This is a genomic window from Ferruginibacter sp. HRS2-29, assembly GCF_024343615.1.
GTDB lineage: Bacteria > Bacteroidota > Bacteroidia > Chitinophagales > Chitinophagaceae > Ferruginibacter.
This window is the reverse complement of the sequence record NZ_RJUB01000006.1, coordinates 1-23,014: the sequence shown is the minus strand read 5'-3', so window position 1 is coordinate 23,014 and position 23,014 is coordinate 1. Positions and strand designations below refer to the sequence as shown.

The following is a 23,014-nucleotide window of genomic DNA, read 5'->3' as shown; positions in this document are numbered from 1 at the left end:
CTTACGATTTGTAAGCACTTCCCAAAAATAGAAAGATGTTTCAATTATAAAGACATCATACATCTCACATCATACATCATACATTTTACTTGCAGCAATCTTTTTCTCTGACAAAAATTGCCTTTAGAATTCTTTTGAGTATTTCTCCTGTCTTTTTCATCATTTATTTATAGGCATTAAAGATGTTGTATTCCAGCCTCACCAGGAAACCGTCGTTGCTCATCCTGTAAAGATCCTTTACTACCGGGAACCTGTACCCGAGATCGAGCCGCATTTTGCTGAGCAGAATAAACTGAACCGAAGGGGCCAGGTCGATGTAGCTTTTTCCTGAGGAAAGATTGGTTTGTCCAAGTACTTCCAGCATAAGGTTCATATTGGTTTGCTCGTAGCTGGTATATTCTTTCGGCAATACCAATTGTCCTATTGAAAGGGAGTATCCTGCTGCGTGCTGATTTTTTAACGGGGTTTCAAATACAAACTTTTTTGTGCCGGTATTGTTCATCGCCTGCACGAAGCCGGCACTTGCCGAGATAGCGGTTTTGTTAATTAATTTGGTAGCAACAACCCCTGCTTCATAACCGCTGTTTTGCCCGTTAAGATCCACGGCCGGCGAAGCAACAATACTGTTGTTCACCGCAATACGGCCATAGGCGGCCATCCGGAAATGGCTGTGCACTTCATCTTCGCTGTAGAAACGGTATTTCCCATACAATGCCGCTCCATTAAAACGAAAAATATTGAGCTGATTGCTGAAAAAGGTCTCCGCATGCAGCATCAGTTTTTTGGACACCCCTACCATGATCTCCGGCACCAGCCGGTATTGATATTGATCAGTCGGGCTTACCCGCATGAAATTATTGGCCACCCGAATACCGATGCTCTTCATAGCCATGTTGCTGGCAGGCTCGGTGTAAACGAATAATTCCTGGGCTGAAATGGTTTTTGAGAAAAAGAAAAAACACAACAGTGCTATTGAATATTTTGGAAACATAATAAGTATTTTGGTCGTGAAAATGTATGATCTATGATGTATGATCTATGATCTCTTTTGGGTGAAAGCCTTATCAATTATTCGTAAGAACTTACTGTTGAAAGAAATCAAGATCATAGATCTTACATCATAGATCATAGATCTTAGATGGTTACATGGTATATCCTTGCCCCCTTAGCCATTCCGCCTTTGCTGCAGCAGGTTCCGGCAACACCGGTCTTGTAACATTCCATTTTTGTATACAGCTCATTTTTTTTGAACTCTTTCGCGGAGACATAGCCTTTATCCAGCACCTGGATGGTTTTTGTTCCTGACAGGGTCTGATCCTTCACATTCAGAAAATGCAGTGTAAGCCCGTTTGACTGAATGTGTTCATCATTCTTTATCGCCTGGTTGTTGAACTGGACAGTAGCGGTCAGTTTTGCCACAAAAAAACCGGCATCTTCCACTTTGTTTTTCAGTTCATCAAAGTCAATGTTGGCGCCGGGTTTGAAGGTGATGTCAAAAGATGAAGTGCGGATATTTGCCATCACTTTTTCAACAGAAGGAAGGGATTGCAGGGCTTTGTTGATAGAATTGCTGCACATGCTGCAGGTGAGCCCGCTGGCCTGTAAGGTTACTTTGGTTACCTGTGCAGAAGCGCTGAAAGAGAAAAGGATAGCTATCGCTAAAAATATATTTTTCATTGTAGATTTTTTTTGAATAAAATAATATGCGTACACGCGTGCCCGTTACACATGATGTGTGACGGCCTGTTGTTATTCAAAAAATCCTATAGCCTGAAATTGCAGTTACGGATATAAATCGGGGTACCCGGTTTATATGGCGGAGAGTTATTGTGAAGTGTGCTCCTGTTCAGCGAAAGCAAAGAGCCTTCCGACTGGAAACTGATATACTCGTGTGGTATGGCGACGAATGGAACGTCGTAATGAAAATCGTTGACAGATGATTCGTGATCGGTTGAGAGTTTGTAAAACTTATGCTCGTCTTTACAACAGCCCGATTTGGTATCCTTCATCCCGCAGCGGCCGCATTTGCTATTGCTGTCTGCTTTGTAGATATCCACGCCGGCTTTCTTGCCCATGCAGTAATGTATCTCCATGGCCACGCCTGAAGAAACAAACAGGTAGAAAAAGGTCAATATGGACAGGAAGATTTTTTTCACAGATACAAAAATAGGATTAAACCATGAAGGCGCAAAGAACCCTAAGTCTCACAACGCAGCTTGTCATTTTTTTAACAGATAACCGCGTTTAGGGGTTTAGAAGTTTAGGGGGTTAGTGGTTTTATGATTTGCGAAGTTCAATCAAAATGTAAAAGCTCATAATTTGACTATTCACTATTGACCATTGACCATTGACTATTCACTATTCACCATTCACCATTCACCATTCACTATTCACCATTCACTAATTCACAAACCACCACTGTATACCGAACCTGAGTACATAACCCTGTGTGGGATAATGCGGTGCGGCAAAATTATTGTTGATAAATCCGAAGCCATTTTTGAAGCTTACCGTATTGAGATTCTCGGCACGGATGTAGGCCGTAAACCCTTTTATCCTGAAATGCAGAAAAGCGCTTACGTCCGGAAGGTTCTTTATCGTCATGGTATCCTGCGGCATGAACTGCCCCACCACCGGAGAATAGTTATAAGCCTTGTAAGGCGTGTAATACCTCACTTCAAGCCCGGTGCTGAGATTCAGGTTTTTGAAAAAATTCCCTTCATAAGAAAACCTGCTCCGGGTAAACACAAGCGGCACCCTTATTGGCGCAGCCTTGTCTGTCTGCTGCACCACCACATCGGCATACCAGTTTATTTTTTTCGTCAGCTTTATCTTTTTGGAAGCAGACAACTGCACCAGGTTGATGATCTTACTGTACTGCGCCGTATGGAAATAATCGGTGAAATAAGTGTAATTGGTGATGATATGGTTGGTGAAAGACAATGCAAAAAAAGGATTGACGGCCCTTGCCCCAAAGGAAGTGATATTTTCTTTATTAAAATTATTGTTGTTGCCCAGATTGAAAGAAGAACGATTGTCGAAAATGAATGAGGGCGTACGGTTCACGTTGTTGAAGAATATCTTCACATCCCCCAGTTTGCGGTTGAGGTAACGGCCAATGGTACCCGAGGCGCTGTAATCGCCGCCATTAAGGCCGTTGAGGTAAAACTCACCTTTCAGCAAAAGGTCCCATTTGCGGTTGCGGGTCCTGTTGCGGTACTCACCATGCAACAGGACGTTGTAAAAATTTTTATTGCCGGTGCTGAGTTTCGCAATTATATTCTGTATGGTAGCGCCGGCAAGGAAAAACTCGGCAGAATTTTTTGTATCAGGAAATTGCAGCAGGGAAAAATCATTGCTGATCACTGCCCATTTTTCGGCTACTTTAAATGTGTCGACTTCTTTCTTCAAAGTAGTATCGTACCATTGTTTGTAGATCGCCGAATCAGCGCCAAGATCATTGAACGTATAATTGTAGGAACTAAACGTAAACGTATGCTGCATGCGGAGTTTGGGGTAAAATAAATATTCCGTGGTGGAATCGTTTATCTCCAGCGAATCGCGTTTGCCAATATCGTAACTCTGGCGCAACATGGCCGTAAAATCCTTGTAGATATTGCCTGTAGAGATCGTTGTAATAAATGGGTTAGGCGTGTAATTGGCAGCATTACCCAGGTTCACATCAATGGCGTAGCGCTCTTTTTTATTGGGGTCCATCAAGGAAGAATCATTTTGTATGCCGCCGTTTTCAGAAGCCCTTATTACATTATTGATGAGTATCAGCGATCCGTTGTATCGTTTACGCTTACCCTGGTAAGTGGTAAAAAAACGGACATTGTTGTGGCTGGTATTTTGTGTAACAAAAAGCCCCGGTGCGCTGATCAACCGGTAATCAAACCCGAAATTGAGATTGGGCCTCGGGTTCTGTGTATGCATGGCTTTTATCATCTGCTCTTTACCCGAAGCAAGCTGATAACCCAGCATGGAGAAAGGCTTGGTGGTGCGGTATAACTTCGTTTCTTCCAATTTAAAACGATATACATCAAATGCGTGAAAACCCGCATCCCACCCTGCTTTTGCATAAGGGCGAAATATCAGGGAAACAGCGGCAGCGCCATTGTTGCCCAGATATTGATAGCTGGAAGGAACAGAATAATAATTGTCAAAATCGTTTACCGACGAATCGATGCGGTAACGGCTGGTCGAGTCGAGGTAACGATAGGTAATAGTGATGGAATCTTTGAGATCATCGCGGTGTTCGAAGCCGATGGTATCTTTCCGGGCAATGCCTGAACCCCTGTTGCCGGCATTATTCAATCTGCGCAACACTTCCTCTTGTCCGAAAGTTAATTTCGCAGACAGGAAAACCACTATAAAAAAAACAAGATGCTTCATGCAAAAATTATAACTGCGCCACCAGCTCTTTAAATATATGTGTCAGTTTTGGTTCCGCTTCTTTAGCGGCTTCCAGCACTTCTTCATGGGTGATCACATTTTCTTCTTCCCGGATACCCAGATCCGTTACCACGCTTACCGCAAAAACATCGAGCCCCATGTGCACCCCGGCGATCACTTCCTGCACTGTGCTCATCCCTACCACATCGGCACCCAGGGCCAGCACCATGCGGTACTCTGCTTTGGTTTCAAATGTAGGCCCGGTTACACTGATGTATACGCCGTGCTTGATATCATACCCGGCGGCGGCCGCTATGGCATCCGCTTTTTTGATCAGGTCTTTTTTGTACGGCTCGGTCATATCCGGAAAACGTGTACCCAATTCCTCCTGATTTTTACCGATCAAAGGATTGGGGGTGAGAAAACTGATATGATCATTGATTATCATGAGGTCGCCGACCTTAAAAGTACGATTGGTTGCGCCAGCCGCATTGCTTAATAGCAAAGTTTTAACACCCAGGAACTTCATTACCCTTACCGGAAAAACCACTTCCTGCGGGGTGTATCCTTCATAATAATGAAAACGGCCTGCCATGGCCAGTACTTTTTTGCCGCTCAGCTCGCCATAAATCAATTTTCCGCTATGCCCTTTTACGGTACTGACAGGAAAATGCGGGATATCCGCGTAAGGGATTTCCTTTTCAATATTGATCTCTTTTGTAAAACTCCCCAATCCACTTCCCAATACGATCCCTACCTGGGGTTCTGCACCGATCAGCCCTTTTATGTAGCTGACAGCTTCTTCAATTTTTTTCATCATAAGCATTCATTGATAATTTGTAAACAGCAAAAATAAGGGAAAGAGGATAATGGATAATGGATAATTGGTTAATGGATAATGCTTCCGGCGGCAAGGTTTCAATGTTTGTGGATGGTTAGAAGGGCCAAAAAATATCTTTAATCAAAAACATTATCCATTATCCACTAATTAATTATCCATTAATATTATCTTCGCAAAAAATTTTTCTATATGAACCTTCACGAATACCAGGCGAAAGAATTACTGAAAAAATACAATGTTCCCGTGCAGGAAGGCATTGCGTGCAATACTCCCGGCGAAGCTGAAGAAGCTTACCGCCAGATCAAAACCCAATACAATAGCAAGTTTGCTGTGGTGAAAGCCCAGATCCATGCCGGTGGACGCGGAAAGGGAAGCATCGTAGGTAAGGATCAGCGTGGTGTGGCGGTAGCGAAAAGTGCGGAAGACGTATTGGAAATTGCTAAAAACCTCCTGGGTGGTACGTTGGTGACTATCCAGACCGGCCCTGCCGGAAAGGTGGTGAACAAGATACTGGTAGCCCAGGATGTATATTATGAAGGGCCGAACCCGGTGAAGGAATTTTACCTGTCGGTATTGATGGACAGGGCCAAAGGCCAGAATGTGATCATGTACAGTACCGAAGGTGGTATGAATATCGAAGATGTGGCACACGATACGCCTGAACTTATTTTCAAGGAATGGGTACACCCGGGCGGCCCGCTGCAGGGTTTCCAGGCACGTAAGATCGCTTTCAACCTCGGATTGAGCGGTGAGGCTTTTAAGAATTGCGTAAAATTTGTGACCAATCTTTACAACGCGTTTGTTGGGCTGGATTGCGATATGCTCGAGATCAACCCATTGTTCAAAACCAGCGACGATAAGATCATCGCGGTAGATTGTAAGATGAATGTGGATGAGAACGCCCTGATGCGCCACCCTGATGTGGCTGCTTTGAGGGATATCAGTGAAGAAGATCCTACAGAAGTGGAAGCCGGAAAATTCAACCTGAACTTTGTAAAACTGGATGGCAACGTAGGTTGTATGGTAAATGGCGCCGGACTGGCGATGGCTACCATGGATATGATCAAACTCAGCGGCGGCGAACCGGCCAACTTCCTGGATGTAGGTGGTACGGCCAATGCTACAACTGTGGAAGCAGGTTTCAGGATCATCATGAAAGATCCGAAAGTGAAAGCTATCCTGATCAACATATTCGGAGGTATCGTTCGTTGCGACCGTGTGGCGCAAGGTGTGATCGATGCTTACCAGAGCATTGGCAACATCGAGATCCCGATCATCGTTCGCTTGCAGGGTACCAATGCCGATGTGGCGAAAAAACTGATTGACGAAAGCGGACTGAAAGTTCAGAGCGCCATACTTCTTAGTGAAGCGGCAGCGTTGGTGAATAAAGCGGTTGCTTAGAATGGATAATGGATTAATGGATAATGGATAATGCGTTAAATTGGAAGTATTTTCACTAGTTGAAAGCACTTCCAGTGAAAACATTATCCATTATCCATTTTAGCATTATCCATTATTTACTTATCAATTATCAACTATAATAAGAAATTAAATATGAAAGAAACCATTAAATAACCGTTAAGAATACTACTTTTACAAAAAAACTAATATCACATGAAAATTTTTGTTGCCGGCCTGCCTTATGATCTGGATGATGCCGAACTGATGGAAATATTTGAAAAATTTGGCACCACCTTATCTGCCAAGGTAGCTATAGACAAAGAAACCGGCAAAAGCAAAGGTTTCGGATTTGTAGACATGCCTGACGCTGCTGAAGCCAAAGACGCTATCGAAAGCCTGAATGACATTTCTCTCGGCAAAAAACCTTTGGTGGTGAAACAGGCTGAAGAAAGATCGGGGCCTCCTCCAAGAAATAATAACAACTTTAACAGACGATAATAAAAAATCCCGCTTTGCGGGATTTTTTATTATCGTCTGTTGGTCAATAGTGAATAGTCAATAGTCAAACCTTCGGAGGTTTTAAATAAACTCAAAGTTTTTAATTTCACCGCGTGATGATACAAATTTCCAGGTTTATCATCACACTTCAAAGGTTTGACTATTGACTATTGACTATTTCACTTTGGTGAAATTCAAATGCTGAAAATCATAGCTGAAATCCGTCAGCGGTGAAATGGGTTTCATGGTGATGGTGCTGCCCTTTCCTTCGCTGTCGAGGCCGAATACCACGAATGCATCAGCATCCATGCTCCGGTTGGTCCAGCGCACCACGAATGTATTTCCTTTGTAGGCAAACATTTCGCCGGTGAGTTTCGGGCTGCGTTTGCTGTCGAACCATGGTTTGCCGTTCTTCAGGCTGATGGTGATATCACCGAGCCATTGGTCCCTGTATGTTCCGATGAAATTATTGATGTCTGGCTTTGGCCCGCTTGCTTTCTGCGCTTTCGCGATTTCTGCGACAACATCGTCCAGTATCTTTTTGGCTTCTGCTTCGTTTGCCACTACCCCATCATGATATTGTTTTACACGGTCTTTGTAAGGCATCCCAAAATAACTATCCTTGATGGTATTGGTAATTGCGCTGAAAGCCGCACCCGACTGCTGATTGGTGAAAACGATGATACCGAGTTTCAATTCCGGCAATAAAGTCACCTGCGTTACTATCCCGGCCAGGCCACCGGTGTGCGATACCTGCTTGTATCCTTTTACATCTCCCAGGAACCAGCCGAGCCCGTAACCGCCGAAGTGGGTATTGTATGTATTGGGAAAAGTGGGATTGATGATGGTTTGCAAAGACCACATTTCATCATGCTCTTTTTTGCTGAACAACGTTTTGCCATCCCCATATTTTCCATCATCCATCTGCATGATCGCCCATTTGGCCATGTCGGTCACGCTGCTGTAAATGCCGCCTGCCGCATTGGCCACTTCTTCCCATTCACGGTCGATCGGCTGCACTTTTCCATTTACAGGCGCATGCGCATCGATCACGTTGCTGGTATCTTTCAATCTTGAAAAGGAAGCTGCTGTTGATCTCATATCCAATGGTTGCAGGATCTTTTTCTCGATAAAATCTTCCCAGCTCATGCCACTCACCCTTTTGATCACTTCTCCGGCAACGATGTACAGGTTATTATCATAATCGAATTTTGTGCGAAAGCCGGATTCCTGTTTGAGGAAACGGAGATTGTATAAAATATCCTTCATCCCAAAATCGCTGCCATCGGGGAAGAACATCAGGTCGCCTGCGCCCAGGCCCAATCCGCTGCGGTGGGTCAGCAGGTCGCGGATGGTAAACGCGTCTGTCACATACGGATCATACATCCTGAATTCGGGGATATGATCGATCACTTTATCGTCCCAGGTGATTTTCTTTTCATCCACCAGCATGGCCAGCGCTGCGGCTGTAAAGGCTTTGCTGTTGGATGCCACACCAAATAAGGTATTCGCATCCACAGGCTTTCGGGAAGCGAGCGAGCGTACCCCGTAACCTTTCGCGTGAATGACTTTGCCATCCTTGATGATGGCTACCGCGATGCCCGGCACATCAAAGGTTTTCAATGTGCGCTCCACCAGCGAATCTACCTGGCTGGAAGTGATGACCTGCGCCGGCAGGCTGAGAGAAATTAAGCTGATGGCCGTTGCGAGAAAAAAACGCCGGATATGTACAAGTGATTGCATGATGATTATTTTGTTTAAATATATTGAAAACACCGAAAAAGGAATAGTATTAAATGATAATTGGCAAATGATGGCATTTATTTTGACCATTTGTTACATAAAGGAAATCATGAAAATGTTACAAAGGACCGCGATCCTGTTTACCATCATACTGACATCACTATCCACAAAGGCCCAGCTGAGCAAGGACTCTGTAGCTGCCCTGGTAAAATCGGAATCGTTTATATTTTATGCCAGTTCCGTTGATCCTCTCCGCGGCACCACGCGTTTTCTCACCGGAAATTATGACCTTAAAGTAAAGGGTGACAGCCTAGTGAGTTACCTGCCGTATTTTGGCAGGAGCCAGAATGCCCCCATCTCGCCGGACGAAACGGGGCTGATCTTCACTTCCACCGATTTCGACTATAGTTTTACGCCACGCAAAAAGAATAGCTGGACGGTAACTTTTAGGGTGAAAGACTATACGAACCTGTCGAAATATGTACTTACTATTTACAATGATGGAAGCGCTGATTTGATGGCTACGAGTAATTTTCGGGACCAGATAAGCTTCAGGGGGTATGTGAGGGGGATAAAGGAAAAATGAGTTGACGACTCGTGGGAGTTGTCGACTCGTGGGAGTTGACGACTCGTGGGAGTTGTCGACTCAGGGGAGTTGACGACTCAGGGGAGTTGTCGACTCGTGGGAGTCGTCGACTGTAAAAAGCCAGCTTCTGCAGGAATTTTTCCGCAAAAGCTGGCGTTCTTTATTTCTACGATCTAAATCTTATTTTCCAAACTCCCCGTCGGCCTTGATCCACACATCGTTGCTGATAGCAGCCGCAGGAAATTTTCCCCCGATACCAAAATCAGAACGATCGATCTTACCGGTCAACTGAAAACCAGCCACTTCCTTTTTGCTTTGATTAGCAGCAGTTCCACGGTACCACAGATCAAGGGTTACCGATTTTGTCACACCATGCAACGTAAGATCACCGGTCAGCTGGTATTTATCTTTCCCTACATTTTTAATGGAAGTACTTTTGAAGGTCATTTTTGGATAGGTTGCCACATCAAAAAAGTCGGCACTTTTTAAATGATTGTCACGCATCTCCACTTCTGTATTGATAGAAGCCACATCTGCAGTCAGTTCGAATACTGCATCGCTGAAATCCGGTTTGGTGGTAGTAGCTTTCACCGTAAAGTCTTTGAACAACCCGAATATGTCGGATATGCCAAGATGATTTACCGTAAAGGTCAGCTTCGAATGCATTTTGTCATTTGTCCAGGTTGTCTGGCTAAAACCAGTAGCAGTAAGGAATACCGCCGAAAGGATGAGGATGATCTTTTTCATGAATGATAATTTTATTGTTTAAACATTGATCGAATGTACTACTTTTTTTTAAACCACTAAGACACAAAGACCACAAAGTGGCACAAAGGGAACAAAGAGAACATTTCCACTCAATAAAGAATGCAAAAGAATACAAAGTTGGACACAATGAAACGCAGTCCATTTAAATGAACCCTTTAGCAGTTCCCTCTCCCTGGAGAGGGGTTGGGGTGAGGCCTCTTTATTCCAGGTAAACAGCATTCGCTTTATCCGTACTGAACGAATACGGGAATGCATCCGTTGTTGTTCCTCTTTTCCGGTTGGGGGATGCGTTCATATCAATATCAAAATTCCCTCCTTTAAAAATAGCCTCATGGCTGATCCAGTTGGTATTGAAAGGGTTACCGTTCAATTTTATTCCCTGTATATATTTATTATCCGGATTATTTGCCGGTGCATTGATCACAAATTTCTTCCCATTGGCAAGGGAAAGGGTGATCTTTTTAAACAAAGGCGCCCCCAGTACATACTGATCGGTTGCCGGGCATACGGGGTAAAAACCCATCGCCGAAAATACATACCAGGCCGAAGTCTGGCCATTGTCTTCATCACCACAATACCCATCCGGTGTGGCTTTGTACATCCTGTTCATGGTTTCCCGTGCCCAATACTGCGTTTTCCAGGGTTCGCCTGCATAGTTGTAGAGATAGATCATATGCTGTATCGGCTGGTTGCCATGTGCATACTGTCCCATATTGGCTATCTGCATTTCGCGGATCTCGTGGATCACGCCACCATAATAACTTTCATCAAAAATTGGCGGCAGGGAAAATACCGTATCCAGCATCTGCACAAAATTTTTCCTTCCACCCATCAGGTTCACCAGGCCATCGATATCATGAAAGACGCTCCAGCTGTAATGCCAGCTATTGCCTTCGGTAAATGCATCGCCCCATTTAAAGGGATTGAAAGGCGACTGAAATTTGCCATCTTCATTTTTTCCCCGCATCAGTTTTGTTTCCGGGTCGAAAAGGTTTTTATAATTCTGCGAACGTTTTGCATACAAAGCGATCTCAGCCGCCGGCCGGTTAAGTTTTTTCGCCAGTTGAAAAATGGTAAAATCGTCGTAGGCATATTCCAGCGTACGGGCCGCATTCTCATTGATCTTCACATCATACGGCACATACCCCAGCCTGTTGTAATACTCCACCCCCTTTCTTCCCACAGCCGTCATCGGGCCTTCATTATTGGCGCCATGCAACAATGCTTCATACAAGGTATTGATATCGTATCCACGCAATCCTTTGATGTAGGCATCACTCACCACCGACGCAGAATTATTCCCGATCATGATATCCGCGTAACCGGGGCTGCTCCACTCCGGCAACCAGCCGCCTTCTTTGTAATCATTGATCAGGCCTTCCTGCATTTCTTTATTTATTTCCGGGTAAACAAGATTCAGGAATGGATACAAAGCACGAAACGTATCCCAGAAGCCGGTCCCGCCAAACATATAACCCGGCAACACTTTGCCATTGTACGGACTGTAATGAACAATATTTCCGGCGGCATCTTTTTCGTATAATTTATTGGGGAAAAACAACGTGCGGTACAGGCAGGAATAAAATGTACGCAGCTGATCGATCGTTCCGCCTTCGAGCTGGATGCGACTCAATGTTTTGTTCCAGGTTTGTTTAGCTTTCGCTTTCACCTGGTCAAAATTATCGTTCCCCAGCTCCTGTAAGTTTAGCTCCGCCTGTGCTTCACTGATAAAAGAAGAGGCTACGCGAACGTTCACCTGCTCCCCTTTTACGGTAGCAAAACCAACGATGGCGCCCACATGATCCGATGAATATTCCAAGGTATCCTTTGCCAGTACTTTGCCGTGCCATGCGTTCGAAATAGTAAATGCCTTATCAAATTGCAGCACGAAATAATTTTTAAAACCAGGCATTTTACCGCGGCTGTATTTTGTACTGTAACCGATTATCTTTTTTTGCGAAGGGATGATCTTTACGTAAGAGCCTTTGTTGAAGGCATCGAGCACCACGAAGGAACTGTCGGATCTCGGGTAAGTGAACCGAAAGATCGCCGCTCTTTCTGTAGGCGTTATCTCTGCTGTCACATCATGATCGGCGAGGTATACGCTATAGTAATATGCTTTTGAAATTTCGGATTTGTGGCTGAACCAGCTTGCCCTGTCGTCCTGCTCAAAGCGCATGGCACCGGTGAGTGGCATGATGGCAAACTGTCCGTAATCGTTCATCCATGGAGAAGGCTGATGCGTTTGTTTGAAACCCCTCAGTTTATCGGCGGCATACTGGTATTGCCAGCCGTCGCCCATCTTGCCCGTTTGCGGCGTCCACATGTTCATCGCCCAGGGTACGGCCACGGCGGGATAAGTATTGCCATTGGAAAGATCCGGTTTGGAGTCGGTACCCATCAACGGATTGATCCACTCTACCGGATCGGTTACTTTATCAACGAATTGTGCGGAAACGGCTTTGGAGAATACCGGAAGGATGAGGAAAAGGAGAAGTTTTTTCATGCTGCAATTTAATTGATTACACGAATTCTTGCGAATTACACGAATTATGGACGACGGACGACAGACGACTGACCACCGACGACAGAAAATGCAGTCTATAAAGACTTCCGGCCAGCTCAGGTACTTCAAGCGTTTTACTATTGACTATTGACTATTCCCTATTGACTATTCCCTATTCACTTATTGACCCATTTTACCAATCATCCTTTCTTATTCAGCTAAGATTTACTGATAATATACCTTCGGTTCACAAACATGATCATGAAATTATATTTATTCGCAGCGGCACTGCTGGCTGGCTTTTCCGGTTTTTCACAACAGACATTATACACTCCCCGCGATGTACAAAAAGCTTATAAGAACGGCACCCGTTCGCCGGATGGCAAGCCAGGGAAAAACTACTGGCAAAACAAAGGCAGGTATAAGATCGATATCACCGCCATGCCACCGTCGAGGTTGATCAAAGGATCAGAAACGATCAGTTATATCAACAATAGCCCTGATACCATCAAAAACCCCAACATCAAGCTGTTCCTCAATATCCATAAGCCTGGTGCTGCCCGCGGGCAAAGCGCTTCACGGGATTATCTTACTGACGGTGTATTCATCGACAAAATTGCCGTAAATGGACAGACAAGGCCTTATGATAACAACCCGGGTACATTCACTAACTTTCGCCTGAGATTGCCGGATGCATTGCTGCCGGGGGATTCGGTGAAGTTGTCGTTCGACTGGCACTATGATGTATCGGTGCAAAGTGGCCGCGAAGGCATGATTGATTCCACCACTTATTTCCTTGCTTATTTTTACCCGAGAGTAGCGGTGTATGATGATTACAATGGCTGGGACAGGATGCCATTTACTGACGATCATGAAATGTACAGCGACTTCAACGATTATGATATAAGCATTCATGTTCCTGCAAACTATGTGGTGTGGGGAACCGGTACCCTGCAGCAACCGGAAAAACTGTTGCAGCCTGCTATCCTGGCCCGTTTCATAGAATCCTTCACTTCGGATAAAACCATCCGTGTAGCTTCAAAAGATGAATTTGCAGCGAACCAGGTCACCACACAAAACAATGTAAATACCTGGCAGTTCAGGGCCAATCATATCCCGGATATGGCATTTGGCCTGAGCAATCATTTTGTATGGGATGCCGGAAGTGTGATGGTAGACACGGTCACCGGCCGAAGGGCGAGTGTGCAGGCCGCCTACGATAACAAATCAAAAGACTTCACTTATATAGTTGGCTTCGCGAAAGAAGGACTGAGGCTGCTTTCGACCACCTGGCCGGGTATTGCTTATCCATACGAAAAGACCACGATCTTCCAGGGTTTTGCAGGCATGGAATACCCGATGATGGCGAATGATGAAAGTTATCCTGATACTACCTTTTCGAAATTTGTAGCCGAACATGAGATTGCGCATACCTACATGCCTTTTTACATGGGCATCAACGAAACCCGTTATGGGTTCATGGATGAAGGATGGGCTACGACTTTTGAGCTTTTGCTCAACAAGCAACATATGGGTGATAAAAAAGCTGCGGAATTTTACAAACAATTCAGGGTGACCAACTGGATCAATGACCCGAATGCGGAAGAAGATATTCCGATCATTACCCCGGGCAATGTGCTTACCGGCGTGGCTTCCGGCAACAACCAATATGGCAAAGCCTCACTCGGTTACCTTGCGGTAAAAGATATGCTGGGGGATGTTTTATTCAAAAAATGCCTGCATGCCTACATGGAACGCTGGAATGGCAAACACCCGCTTCCGTGGGATTTCTTTTATACATTCAACGGTGTGAGCGGCAAGAACCTGAACTGGTTCTGGAGCAACTGGTATTTCAGCAATGGATACATTGATCTTGCGATAGAAAAAGTAGCGAAAGCAAGTGGCGGTTATGCTGTCAACCTCCGCAATATCGGCGGTTTTGCGGCACCGGTGAATGTGATCGTAACCTACGCCGATGGTCAGACGGAAACATTCCACCAGACTTCTGCTATCTGGGAAAAAAATCAGCAGGTTACGAAAGTATTGATCAGAACTTCCAAAGCAATCAGCTCTGTAAAACTGGATGGAGAAATTTTTATGGATGCGGATCTGAGCAACAACAAATACAATCTATGATTCTATGATCTCTTTCAGGGGAATGTATTACCTGAAACGTAAAAGACCTCCACCAGAAAGAGATCATAGATCTTACATCATAGATCATAGATTCATTCTATTTCAAACAAAAACACCTGCGATTTTTCTTCAGCGTTAAAATTGTTATCCGCAATAAAAATCAGGCTGCGATGGCCATTGGGCAGTACCGGACCTAACGTTACCCCTTCTACGTTATCGACATAAATACCCAGATCGTCCATATTGAGCAATAGTTTTTTGCTGGCGGGAACAAAATTTTTATCAGTGGACAAAGAAGCGATGTGCCTGATATCGGTAGCCCCCGAAAAATCAGTCAGGAATATTTTGATCGTGCACGCCAGCCTTCCGGTAGAATAAGAACGCTCGATCACGATGAAACGATCGGGGCCGATGGAAAGAAGATCAGGGATACCATTTATTTTATACCCATCTTCGGGAACCGCCGGATACGCCACCGCATCAGGCTTGTAGGCATATTGAGCAATATTATTTTTTGTTTCCGTGTCAAATTTCAGGATGCGGATATAAGTATCCTGGTCTTTCACGTCCACTCTCGGCCCGTCTTCGTACAATGGTTCTTCAACATTTACAAAAAGGGTTTTGTAATTATCCGCGAATGTCATCCCTTCAAAAACACCGTTTTGCCTCGGCCCTTTTTCGAATGAATTCATTTTAAGATTTGCCGGTAAATTGTAACTGCCCACATAGTAACCATCACGGGAAACTACATAGATCGCAGGATCCTGTACGATCGTATCTTCCACCGACACGATGCGCTCCCCTTCGCTGCTCCACACCAGCTGGCTGTTCAGCGGATCATACCGCATAGCTTCCGGATCAACCGTTGCAAAAGGACGGAATAATTTTGTCGGGTACACCTGGCCGTTAGCTTGCAACATCGGTTGCATATCCACAAACCTGAAGCTGTCGATGCCGGCGGCAGAAATAAAGATCTTTGCTGTGTAAAAACGTGCCGGGTTGATATTGCTCCTGTCGTCGCAAACCATGTAATACAGCTCATTCGCCGCATCATAGTCTATGCCCGACAATCCACCTACGGTAGTTTTTTTGAAAGTCAGGTTATAAGGGATTTCGTATTGTCCCAGTAATTTCAATGAAGAAATTTTGCTTACGACGGGCTGCTGCGGGCTTGCCAGCTTCTTTGTGCTGCTGCACGAAACTGTCATTAACAACACCAGACTCAACGACAAAAAAGATAGTTGTTTCATACCTGAATTTAGAAGATGATCGGTAACGCAATATCCGCAAATTGCCACAATAAAAAAAGCCGCTTTGAAAGCGGCTTTTTTCTATACAGAACGCGCCACAGGCACGTTTCCACAAAACAATTAATTTACTACTAAAATTCCTTTAGCGGTGAAACGCACTTCTGTTTCAGGTTTGGTGATCGCTGCAATTTCTTCTTTAGACTTTTTAGCATCTTCCGCGTAATGCTGCAACTCTTCCACTGAAGTAGTTTTCAGTTTTGCCTGGCCATCCAGTACAACTGTCTTACCGATCATTTCTGTCGGAACGAAGAAACCATAATCTTTCATTTTTACGAACACTTTTGTTTTATCAGCTGTTTCGAGTGTCAGCCAGCATCCTTTTTTAGGACAAACTCCTGTTACCTTACCAGTGATCTTTGTATCCAGTGTATTGTTTGTAGTAAGTGCTTTTGGCAAAGCATCTACCGGGATGGCGCCATCAGGCTGAATTTTTTCTCCGTAAGTATCACCCGGATTTACAGGTCCGGCAGGCGGTTGCGCAAAAGTGATCTTGGTGGCAATGAAAAGTACAGCTATAAGAAATATTTTTTTCATATCGGTTCTTTTAAATTTTGACAAAAATAGATTTTAAAGCCGGGAATATTGCTATTAAGGCATAAAAAATTGATAAATGGATATTATTCAGGCTTTTTTGGCAAGGTGAAAGGAAGCGGGGCGGAAGAAATGCTTTGTAAAAAGGCGAGCAGATCCGTTTGCTCCCTTGCAGTAAGCTTCAAAGGCCGGAGTATTTTATCTGTATTGAACGCGGGCGGCATTTCATTGTAATGTGTTATGATATCTGCCAGGGCTGTCGCTGATCCGTTGTGCATCCATGGCCCGGTAAAGGTCACGTCACGCAAAGAGGGGGTTTTGAACCTGCCCTTATCCTCCTCTTTTTTTGTAGCGATGAAACGCCCCATATCTTCGCCCTGCTGGCCTATACGGGCAAACCCCGTGTTGTGAAATTCATTGTCGGAAAACAAAGGCCCGTTGTGGCAATTGATGCACCTTGCCTTCGTGCGGAACAGGTTCAGTCCGCGAAGCTGCTCATCGCTGAGTGCATCTCGCTGGCCAAGCAGGAATTTATCGAATGCAGACTGATCACTCACAATTGTGCGTTGAAATATTGCCAGTGCTTCTGTGAGTTGTTCGGGTGTTACCTGGTGGTTGCCAAACGCCGAATCAAACAACGGCCGGTAGCCTTTGATACGGCGAAGCTTACCCGTTACCTGCGGCATATCGCTGCTCATCTCGCTTTCGCTGTTGATGGGCGCAAATGCCTGGTCTTCGAGGCTGTGGCTACGCCCATCCCAGAATAGTTTATGATAGAACCAGGCATTCTGTATCGTCGGGGAATTGCGTTTGTTTACCAGCCCTGCGTGCCCGATAGACTTTGCTCTGCCATCCGTCCACGAAAGTTCGGGTTTATGGCAACTGGCACAGGATATCCGGTTGCTGCCGCTCAATCTTTCATCAAAAAATAATGTTTTACCCAGTAAAATGATATGCCTGATAGAATCGGATGGTGAAGCGTACGGCCCCCGGGGTAAAACGCCTAATTCATGCAGCTCCTTTCCCGGATCCATAAAAGCCGCGGGCCATTTTTCGGGCGCAAGGCTGTATAAAAAACGCAGCGTGTCTTCAAAACTTCCTTTGGGGATTTTCGCCTGCTGCCCATCCCCTATCCTGGTAACAGAGCATGCTACCAAAATGACCAGGGTAAATAAAATGGAATAAGTTTTCACTATTTAAGAGTTTCATCCTGCCAGTGGCGGAACAAAGATAAAATACAAAAGTTGCAAATCCCAATACAGCAAAGGCTTTGCAGATCCAACCTCTACTTCCTTTTCATTCTTGAAAAAGGGAAACCGCCACAACCTTTTTTTGGATCCTTCCGGTCGGCCACGGCTTTTGTTTCTGCGATGGAATCTGTTGGTGCATCATACACTGTAAGACAGAATCCCCACCTGAAAGGCTCCATGCCACTGAATTCCATGAAATCGATGCGGCTGTAAAGGTTTTGCTCGGAAGGGTTTGCCCCATCATTTTTTGCGATGAAATAATTGTCCTTCAGGTTCCATTTTATGATATGATATTTCACATTGGGATGTTGGGTAAACAAACTATCCGTCAGCGTGTAGGCGATACCGTAATCATCCTTGAAATCGCCGATCAACATCGAAGGACTGGTGTCTTTCCATGACGGCGAAGGGATATTTTTTCCATCCTGTTGCGAAATAGTGAAAGAAGAGAGTATCAATAATATTATTCCGAAGCGGATCATAAATATTTTTTTAGATAAAACTTCAGGCGGCCAGCGCCAGTCGTTGCAAAATAGCCTTACAGGGAATAGTGGATGTGACTACCACCTGGTGCGGTTGAAACAAAGGTATGGCAAGATAATCTCCCGCGGATAACAGGTGCCTTTCTGTACCAATGGTGATGATGCAGGTTCCTTCCAGCACGAGGAAACTCTCCAGTTCATTCTGGTGCGTTTCCCACGGCGTTCCTTTCCTGATCCACAAGATAGCCTGTGATGAAGTTGGTGTTAACCCGATAATTTTTAAGGTAATATTTTCCTCCGGCAAAGGTTCACTCATTCCCGGCAAGGCAAGCCATTCCGCATAATCTGCCGCCCGGGAATCTTGGTGTAACCCAGGCGGCGCCTTGATCTTCTGCCCGTTTTTCAGTCGTTGCTTATATTCAATGATTGCCATGATCATCGGCTTCACCTTCATGGATGGTGGTACCGCATTCTGCTGCAGGTATCCTTCCATCTGGATAGAAAAATCGTCAATAGCCTGCTGTATTTCAGGAAAAGAACGGGCAAGCGTTTCTATTTCTGCCGCATGGTTGGCATCAGCCAGCCCCATCACATAGAGTTCGATCATGCCTGATTTAAGCAGCGCTTTTATTCTTTCCATTGAGTTTAGAGATTAGGGTTTAGTGTTTAGAGTAAAGACCAGAAGTTCTAAACCCTGATCCCTAATCTCTAAACTCTAAACCTTTTATGGTCTTGGTTTTGGTAATTCTTTCCTGGGTAATTTGTCGTCCCGGTTAGCGGTATTGTAAACGAATGCAGCTACGATTGTTGCTGCCTGTTTCAGGTCTGCCGCCGACAAATGATCGTAACTGTCCATATTGGTGTGATGCGTACGGGTATTGTATTCCAGCTCGTCCTGTATGAACTGGAAACCGGGAATGCCTATCTGGTCGAATGATAAATGATCGGTACCGCCGGTGTTGGAAACGGTCACCGTTTTAGCACCAAGGCTGTTGAAAGGCTCGAGCCATTGCGTGAACACAGGCATTACGGCTTCGTTGCCCTGCGTGTAAATGCCCCTGATCTTTCCGGAGCCATTATCGAGGTTAAAATACGCGGATACTTTTGCCTGTTCAGGCTTCAGCTGCATAGTTGCCGGATCACCGAAATGTTCTTTCACATATCCACGCGAACCGAGCAGCCCCTGTTCTTCCCCACTCCACAAAGCAATGCGTATGGTACGTTTCGGCTGCAGGCCGGATTGTTTCAAAATGCGGACCGCTTCCATCATTACGGCGCAGCCGGCAGCATTATCAGTAGCTCCCGTAGAAGCCTGCCAGCTATCGAGATGACCGCCCAGCATCACCAGTTCATCTTTTAATTTCGGGTCGCTGCCTTTTATTTCTGCCACCACATTATAGCCTTTCACATCTTTGGTGAAAAATTCTGTCTGCACATCGAGGTCTAACTGTACCGGGTAGCCGCTGTTCGACAGCCGTACGATGCTCATGAAATCCTCAAACGCGATCGTTACATCCAGGGTATTCTCCGGATCGGTAGCGCCGTAAGCCCCTCCACCGGAAACGAATACCGTTCCGTCCCTGCCCGAAGGGCTTGCCGTAAGGATAGCGAGTACCCCTTCTTCGGTAAAGAAATTACGCGATTGCCTGCCGAATTGCGGTTGATTGGCAAACTGCCTCCTCCTGCGTTCTGCCGCAGTATCATTGGCTTGCGTGCGAACCGGTTTCGCTTCTGCCATCTTTTGCAGGCGCTCGTCATCATAACGGTTAGCATCCGGCTTGTACGATGGTTTCAATGTATCTGTCCTGTCGAGCAACACGATCATCCCTTTCAGCTTCCCGCGATATTGCTCAAGCCCGGCAGAATCTTTCGCTTTTATCACGATCACTTTTGCATTTTTCAAACCGCCGCTTCCTTTCGTCCAGGTTTTTGGGAAACCGATCAGCGGACGATAATAGGGCGCAGTCATCGCGATGTAAGATCTCTTCAATTCCCATCCTTTACCAAAATCGCCCCAGGGTTCCAATGCTGCATTTACCAGGCCCCACTTCTGCAATTCGGCTTTTGCCCAATTGGCCGCTTTGAAATAACCGGGCGAATTGGTCAATCGTGGCCCGTTTACATCCGTCAGTTGAAAGGCGATGTCCATCACTTTTGAATGATCGAGGCCTTGCGCCTTTATTTTGTTGATGGCATTGGTATCAATCTTTTCCTGGGCGGTAGCAAACGTAGTGGCAGATATGGCCGCCAGAAGCAGAAGAGGGATTTTTTTCATGTACCTGTTTTTTTGGGAAGCGGAAGTTAAGAAAAATTCATGACCAGGACCTGTATCATTTCAGGTATTTGTCAAACCAGGCAAGGCATTGTTTTTCTTCTGCCGTAGCATCCACCCAGCCGTGTCCGCCACCGGGTTTTATCAGCAGCTGACAAGGTACTTTTGCTTCTTCCAGTTTTTGCAGGAGCGATTGTGATTGCTGCAACGGAACCAGCAGGTCCTTATCGCCATGTACAATGAATACCGGCGGATCATCGCTGCTGACTGCATATATTGGAGATACTTCCTTCGCCAGTTCCAGGCGCCTTGCGGGTGTAACAGGTATCATCAGTTTCACTGAGTCGCTCCATATTCTGAAATCAAATGCACCAGCCACGCCAGCCTGCCGAAGCAGGAGATCGGATTTGGCGGCATTGAAACCTTTTTGCCCCCAGTTCAGGAAATCTGTCGGAGAGAAAAATACGGCGACAGCCTGCACCCTCGCTGAAACACTATCGATGGGGTCTTTGGAATCTTCAACGGGTGTATTATCGGTAAGCGCCACATTCAATGTAAGGTGACCGCCGGACGAATAACCTGTGATACCGATGTGTGCCGGATCGATCTTATAAGTTTTTGCATTATAACGGATGAAACGTACGGCCCTTTTAAGATCGCTGACCTGTTCATCGATCGCATACATCGGTTGTGCCCCGTGCATGACCGCAAAAACCGTATAACCTGCATCGAGATAGACCTGCGACGTTTCGGCAAACCGCTGCGCCCGTTTGTAAGAAGAAACCCAATTGCCACTCACCACTTTGATGATGGCTTTACCATTGGCATTCGACCGTGGCGTTACCTGGAGCATCGTGAGTGCCATACCATCTTTGCGGCCATAAATAATCTCGGTAGAAGTGTATTTGAGGGTGTCCTGCGCATGGGCAGAAATTCCTGCAATGAGGAGCAGGAATGCGGATATAAATTTCATATCGAAGATTTAAGGATAAGATTTCTAAATATAGTCAGATTTTTTCAAGGGGTAAAAGGGAGCGAGGAATGTGATCACGGATTTCAGATTGATTAGGCGATTGCACGGATTATTTTGCTGGCACAAAATAGAAATGCAGTTTATAAACTAATTGAACTTTTTACTAACTGGATTTCGTTTTCTGCGAAGCAGAAAAAATCTGTGTAATCCCCTTCATCCCTATAAAATCTGTGATCCTTTTTCTATCTCATTAATCTTATCCCTTCTTCTGCCACTTGTTTTTTGATCACGGATTTCAGACTGATCAGGAGATCGCACGGATTATTTTGCTGGCGCAAAATCAAAATGTAGTTTATAAACTAATTGAACTTTTTACTAACTGGATTTCGTTTTCTGCGAAGCAGAAAAAATCTGTGTAATCCCCTTCATCCCTATAAAATCTGTGATCCTTTTTCTATCTCATTAATCTTATCCCTTCTTCTGCCACTTGTTTTTTGATCACGGATTTCAGACTGATCAGGAGATCGCACGGATTATTTTGCTGGCGCAAAATCAAAATGTAGTTTATAAACTAATTGAACTTTTTACTAACTGGATTTCGTTTTCTGCGAAGCAGAAAAAATCTGTGTAATCCCCTTCATCCCTATAAAATCTGTGATCCTTTTTCTATCTCATTAATCTTATCCCTTCTTCTGCCACTTGTTTTTTGATCACGGATTTCAGACTGATCAGGAGATCGCACGGATTATTTTGCTGGCGCAAAATCAAAATGTAGTTTATAAACTAATTGAACTTTTTACTAACTGGATTTCGTTTTCTGCGAAGCAGAAAAAATCTGTGTAATCCCCTTCATCCCTATAAAATCTGTGATCCTTTTTCTATCTCATTAATCTTATCCCTTCTTCTGCCACTTGTTTTTTGATCACGGATTTCAGACTGATCAGGCGATTACACGGATTATTTTGCTGGCGCAAAATGAAAATCCAGTTTATAAGATAATTGAACTTTTTACTAACTGGATTTCGTTTTCTGCGAAGCAGAAAAAATCTGTGTAATCCCCTTCATCCCTATAAAATCTGTGATCCTTTTTATCGCATTAATATCGTCCCTTCTTCTGCCACTTGTTTTTTGATCACGGATTTCAGACTGATCAGGCGATTACACGGATTATTTTGCTGGCGCAAAATGAAAATCCAGTTTATAAGATATCGTCAACGTTTCAAAAACTGCATTTCGTTTTCTGCGAAGCAGAAAAAATCTGTGTAATCCCCTTCATCCCTATAAAATCTGTGATCCTTTTTCTATCTCATTAATCTTATCCC

Annotated in this window: 19 protein-coding genes; 4 read left to right on the top strand and 15 right to left on the bottom strand. The window is 44.8% G+C overall.

Annotated features, from left to right (window positions below):
• Positions 1-163 precede the first annotated feature (163 nt).
• The 5 genes from EGI32_RS03445 to EGI32_RS03425 all read right to left on the bottom strand — a co-directional run bounded on the left by EGI32_RS03445 (position 164) and on the right by EGI32_RS03425 (position 5,215).
• Complete coding sequence (locus EGI32_RS03445; RefSeq protein ID WP_255153971.1) at positions 164-991, bottom strand: hypothetical protein; 828 nt, start codon at positions 989-991, stop codon at positions 164-166.
• 143 nt (positions 992-1,134) lie between these two features.
• Positions 1,135-1,677: a heavy-metal-associated domain-containing protein gene (locus EGI32_RS03440; protein WP_255153970.1), complete on the bottom strand. Its 543-nt coding sequence runs from the start codon at positions 1,675-1,677 to the stop codon at positions 1,135-1,137.
• A gap of 86 nt (positions 1,678-1,763) precedes the next feature.
• Entirely contained in the window at positions 1,764-2,156 is a 393-nt protein-coding gene (locus EGI32_RS03435; RefSeq protein ID WP_255153969.1) for a hypothetical protein, read from the bottom strand.
• Between the two features lie 244 nt (positions 2,157-2,400).
• On the bottom strand, positions 2,401-4,395 hold the full coding sequence (locus EGI32_RS03430; protein ID WP_255153968.1) for a putative porin: 1,995 nt from the start codon (positions 4,393-4,395) through the stop codon (positions 2,401-2,403).
• 7 nt (positions 4,396-4,402) lie between these two features.
• Positions 4,403-5,215, bottom strand: coding sequence for a purine-nucleoside phosphorylase (locus EGI32_RS03425; RefSeq protein ID WP_369681619.1), 813 nt, complete (start codon positions 5,213-5,215; stop codon positions 4,403-4,405).
• A gap of 210 nt (positions 5,216-5,425) precedes the next feature.
• On the opposite strand from EGI32_RS03425, the gene sucC reads away from it, so the two are divergent.
• Both sucC and EGI32_RS03415 read left to right on the top strand, forming a co-directional pair.
• Positions 5,426-6,637 carry an ADP-forming succinate--CoA ligase subunit beta gene (gene sucC / locus EGI32_RS03420; RefSeq protein ID WP_255153967.1) on the top strand — a complete coding sequence of 404 codons (1,212 nt, stop codon included), beginning with the start codon at positions 5,426-5,428 and terminating at the stop codon, positions 6,635-6,637.
• Positions 6,638-6,850: 213 nt separating this feature from the next.
• Entirely contained in the window at positions 6,851-7,135 is a 285-nt protein-coding gene (locus EGI32_RS03415; protein ID WP_255153966.1) for an RNA-binding protein, read from the top strand.
• Positions 7,136-7,309: 174 nt separating this feature from the next.
• On the opposite strand, the gene EGI32_RS03410 is transcribed toward EGI32_RS03415, so the two are convergent.
• Positions 7,310-8,878, bottom strand: coding sequence for a serine hydrolase (locus EGI32_RS03410; RefSeq protein WP_255153965.1), 1,569 nt, complete (start codon positions 8,876-8,878; stop codon positions 7,310-7,312).
• 115 nt (positions 8,879-8,993) lie between these two features.
• Here EGI32_RS03410 and EGI32_RS03405 point away from each other — a divergent pair, with 115 nt between their 5' ends.
• Positions 8,994-9,464 (top strand): DUF4251 domain-containing protein, encoded by a 471-nt coding sequence (locus tag EGI32_RS03405; RefSeq protein WP_255153964.1) that lies wholly within the window; start codon positions 8,994-8,996, stop codon positions 9,462-9,464.
• Between the two features lie 180 nt (positions 9,465-9,644).
• Here the strand turns inward: EGI32_RS03405 and EGI32_RS03400 are convergent, their stop codons facing one another.
• Both EGI32_RS03400 and EGI32_RS03395 read right to left on the bottom strand, forming a co-directional pair.
• Positions 9,645-10,211, bottom strand: a complete 567-nt coding sequence (locus EGI32_RS03400; protein ID WP_255153963.1) for a YceI family protein — start codon at positions 10,209-10,211, stop codon at positions 9,645-9,647.
• Between the two features lie 220 nt (positions 10,212-10,431).
• Positions 10,432-12,738, bottom strand: coding sequence for a GH92 family glycosyl hydrolase (locus EGI32_RS03395; RefSeq protein ID WP_255153962.1), 2,307 nt, complete (start codon positions 12,736-12,738; stop codon positions 10,432-10,434).
• 261 nt (positions 12,739-12,999) lie between these two features.
• Between EGI32_RS03395 and EGI32_RS03390 the strand changes: the two genes are divergently transcribed.
• Complete coding sequence (locus EGI32_RS03390) at positions 13,000-14,874, top strand: M1 family metallopeptidase (protein ID WP_255153961.1); 1,875 nt, start codon at positions 13,000-13,002, stop codon at positions 14,872-14,874.
• A gap of 92 nt (positions 14,875-14,966) precedes the next feature.
• Here EGI32_RS03390 and EGI32_RS03385 read toward each other — a convergent pair whose 3' ends face one another.
• From EGI32_RS03385 to EGI32_RS03355, 7 genes are all read right to left on the bottom strand, one after another.
• Positions 14,967-16,124 (bottom strand): esterase-like activity of phytase family protein, encoded by a 1,158-nt coding sequence (locus EGI32_RS03385; RefSeq protein WP_255153960.1) that lies wholly within the window; start codon positions 16,122-16,124, stop codon positions 14,967-14,969.
• Positions 16,125-16,244: 120 nt separating this feature from the next.
• The gene (locus EGI32_RS03380) at positions 16,245-16,718 is read right to left on the bottom strand and encodes a DUF4920 domain-containing protein (protein WP_255153959.1); all 474 of its coding nucleotides are present in this window, start codon (positions 16,716-16,718) and stop codon (positions 16,245-16,247) included.
• 83 nt (positions 16,719-16,801) lie between these two features.
• Complete coding sequence (locus EGI32_RS03375; RefSeq protein ID WP_255153958.1) at positions 16,802-17,908, bottom strand: cytochrome c peroxidase; 1,107 nt, start codon at positions 17,906-17,908, stop codon at positions 16,802-16,804.
• A gap of 92 nt (positions 17,909-18,000) precedes the next feature.
• Positions 18,001-18,447 (bottom strand): hypothetical protein, encoded by a 447-nt coding sequence (locus tag EGI32_RS03370; RefSeq protein ID WP_255153957.1) that lies wholly within the window; start codon positions 18,445-18,447, stop codon positions 18,001-18,003.
• A gap of 22 nt (positions 18,448-18,469) precedes the next feature.
• Positions 18,470-19,087 (bottom strand): cupin domain-containing protein, encoded by a 618-nt coding sequence (locus EGI32_RS03365; RefSeq protein ID WP_255153956.1) that lies wholly within the window; start codon positions 19,085-19,087, stop codon positions 18,470-18,472.
• 84 nt (positions 19,088-19,171) lie between these two features.
• Positions 19,172-20,722, bottom strand: coding sequence for a M20/M25/M40 family metallo-hydrolase (locus tag EGI32_RS03360; protein WP_255153955.1), 1,551 nt, complete (start codon positions 20,720-20,722; stop codon positions 19,172-19,174).
• 55 nt (positions 20,723-20,777) lie between these two features.
• On the bottom strand, positions 20,778-21,692 hold the full coding sequence (locus EGI32_RS03355; RefSeq protein ID WP_255153954.1) for an alpha/beta hydrolase: 915 nt from the start codon (positions 21,690-21,692) through the stop codon (positions 20,778-20,780).
• Positions 21,693-23,014 lie beyond the last annotated feature (1,322 nt).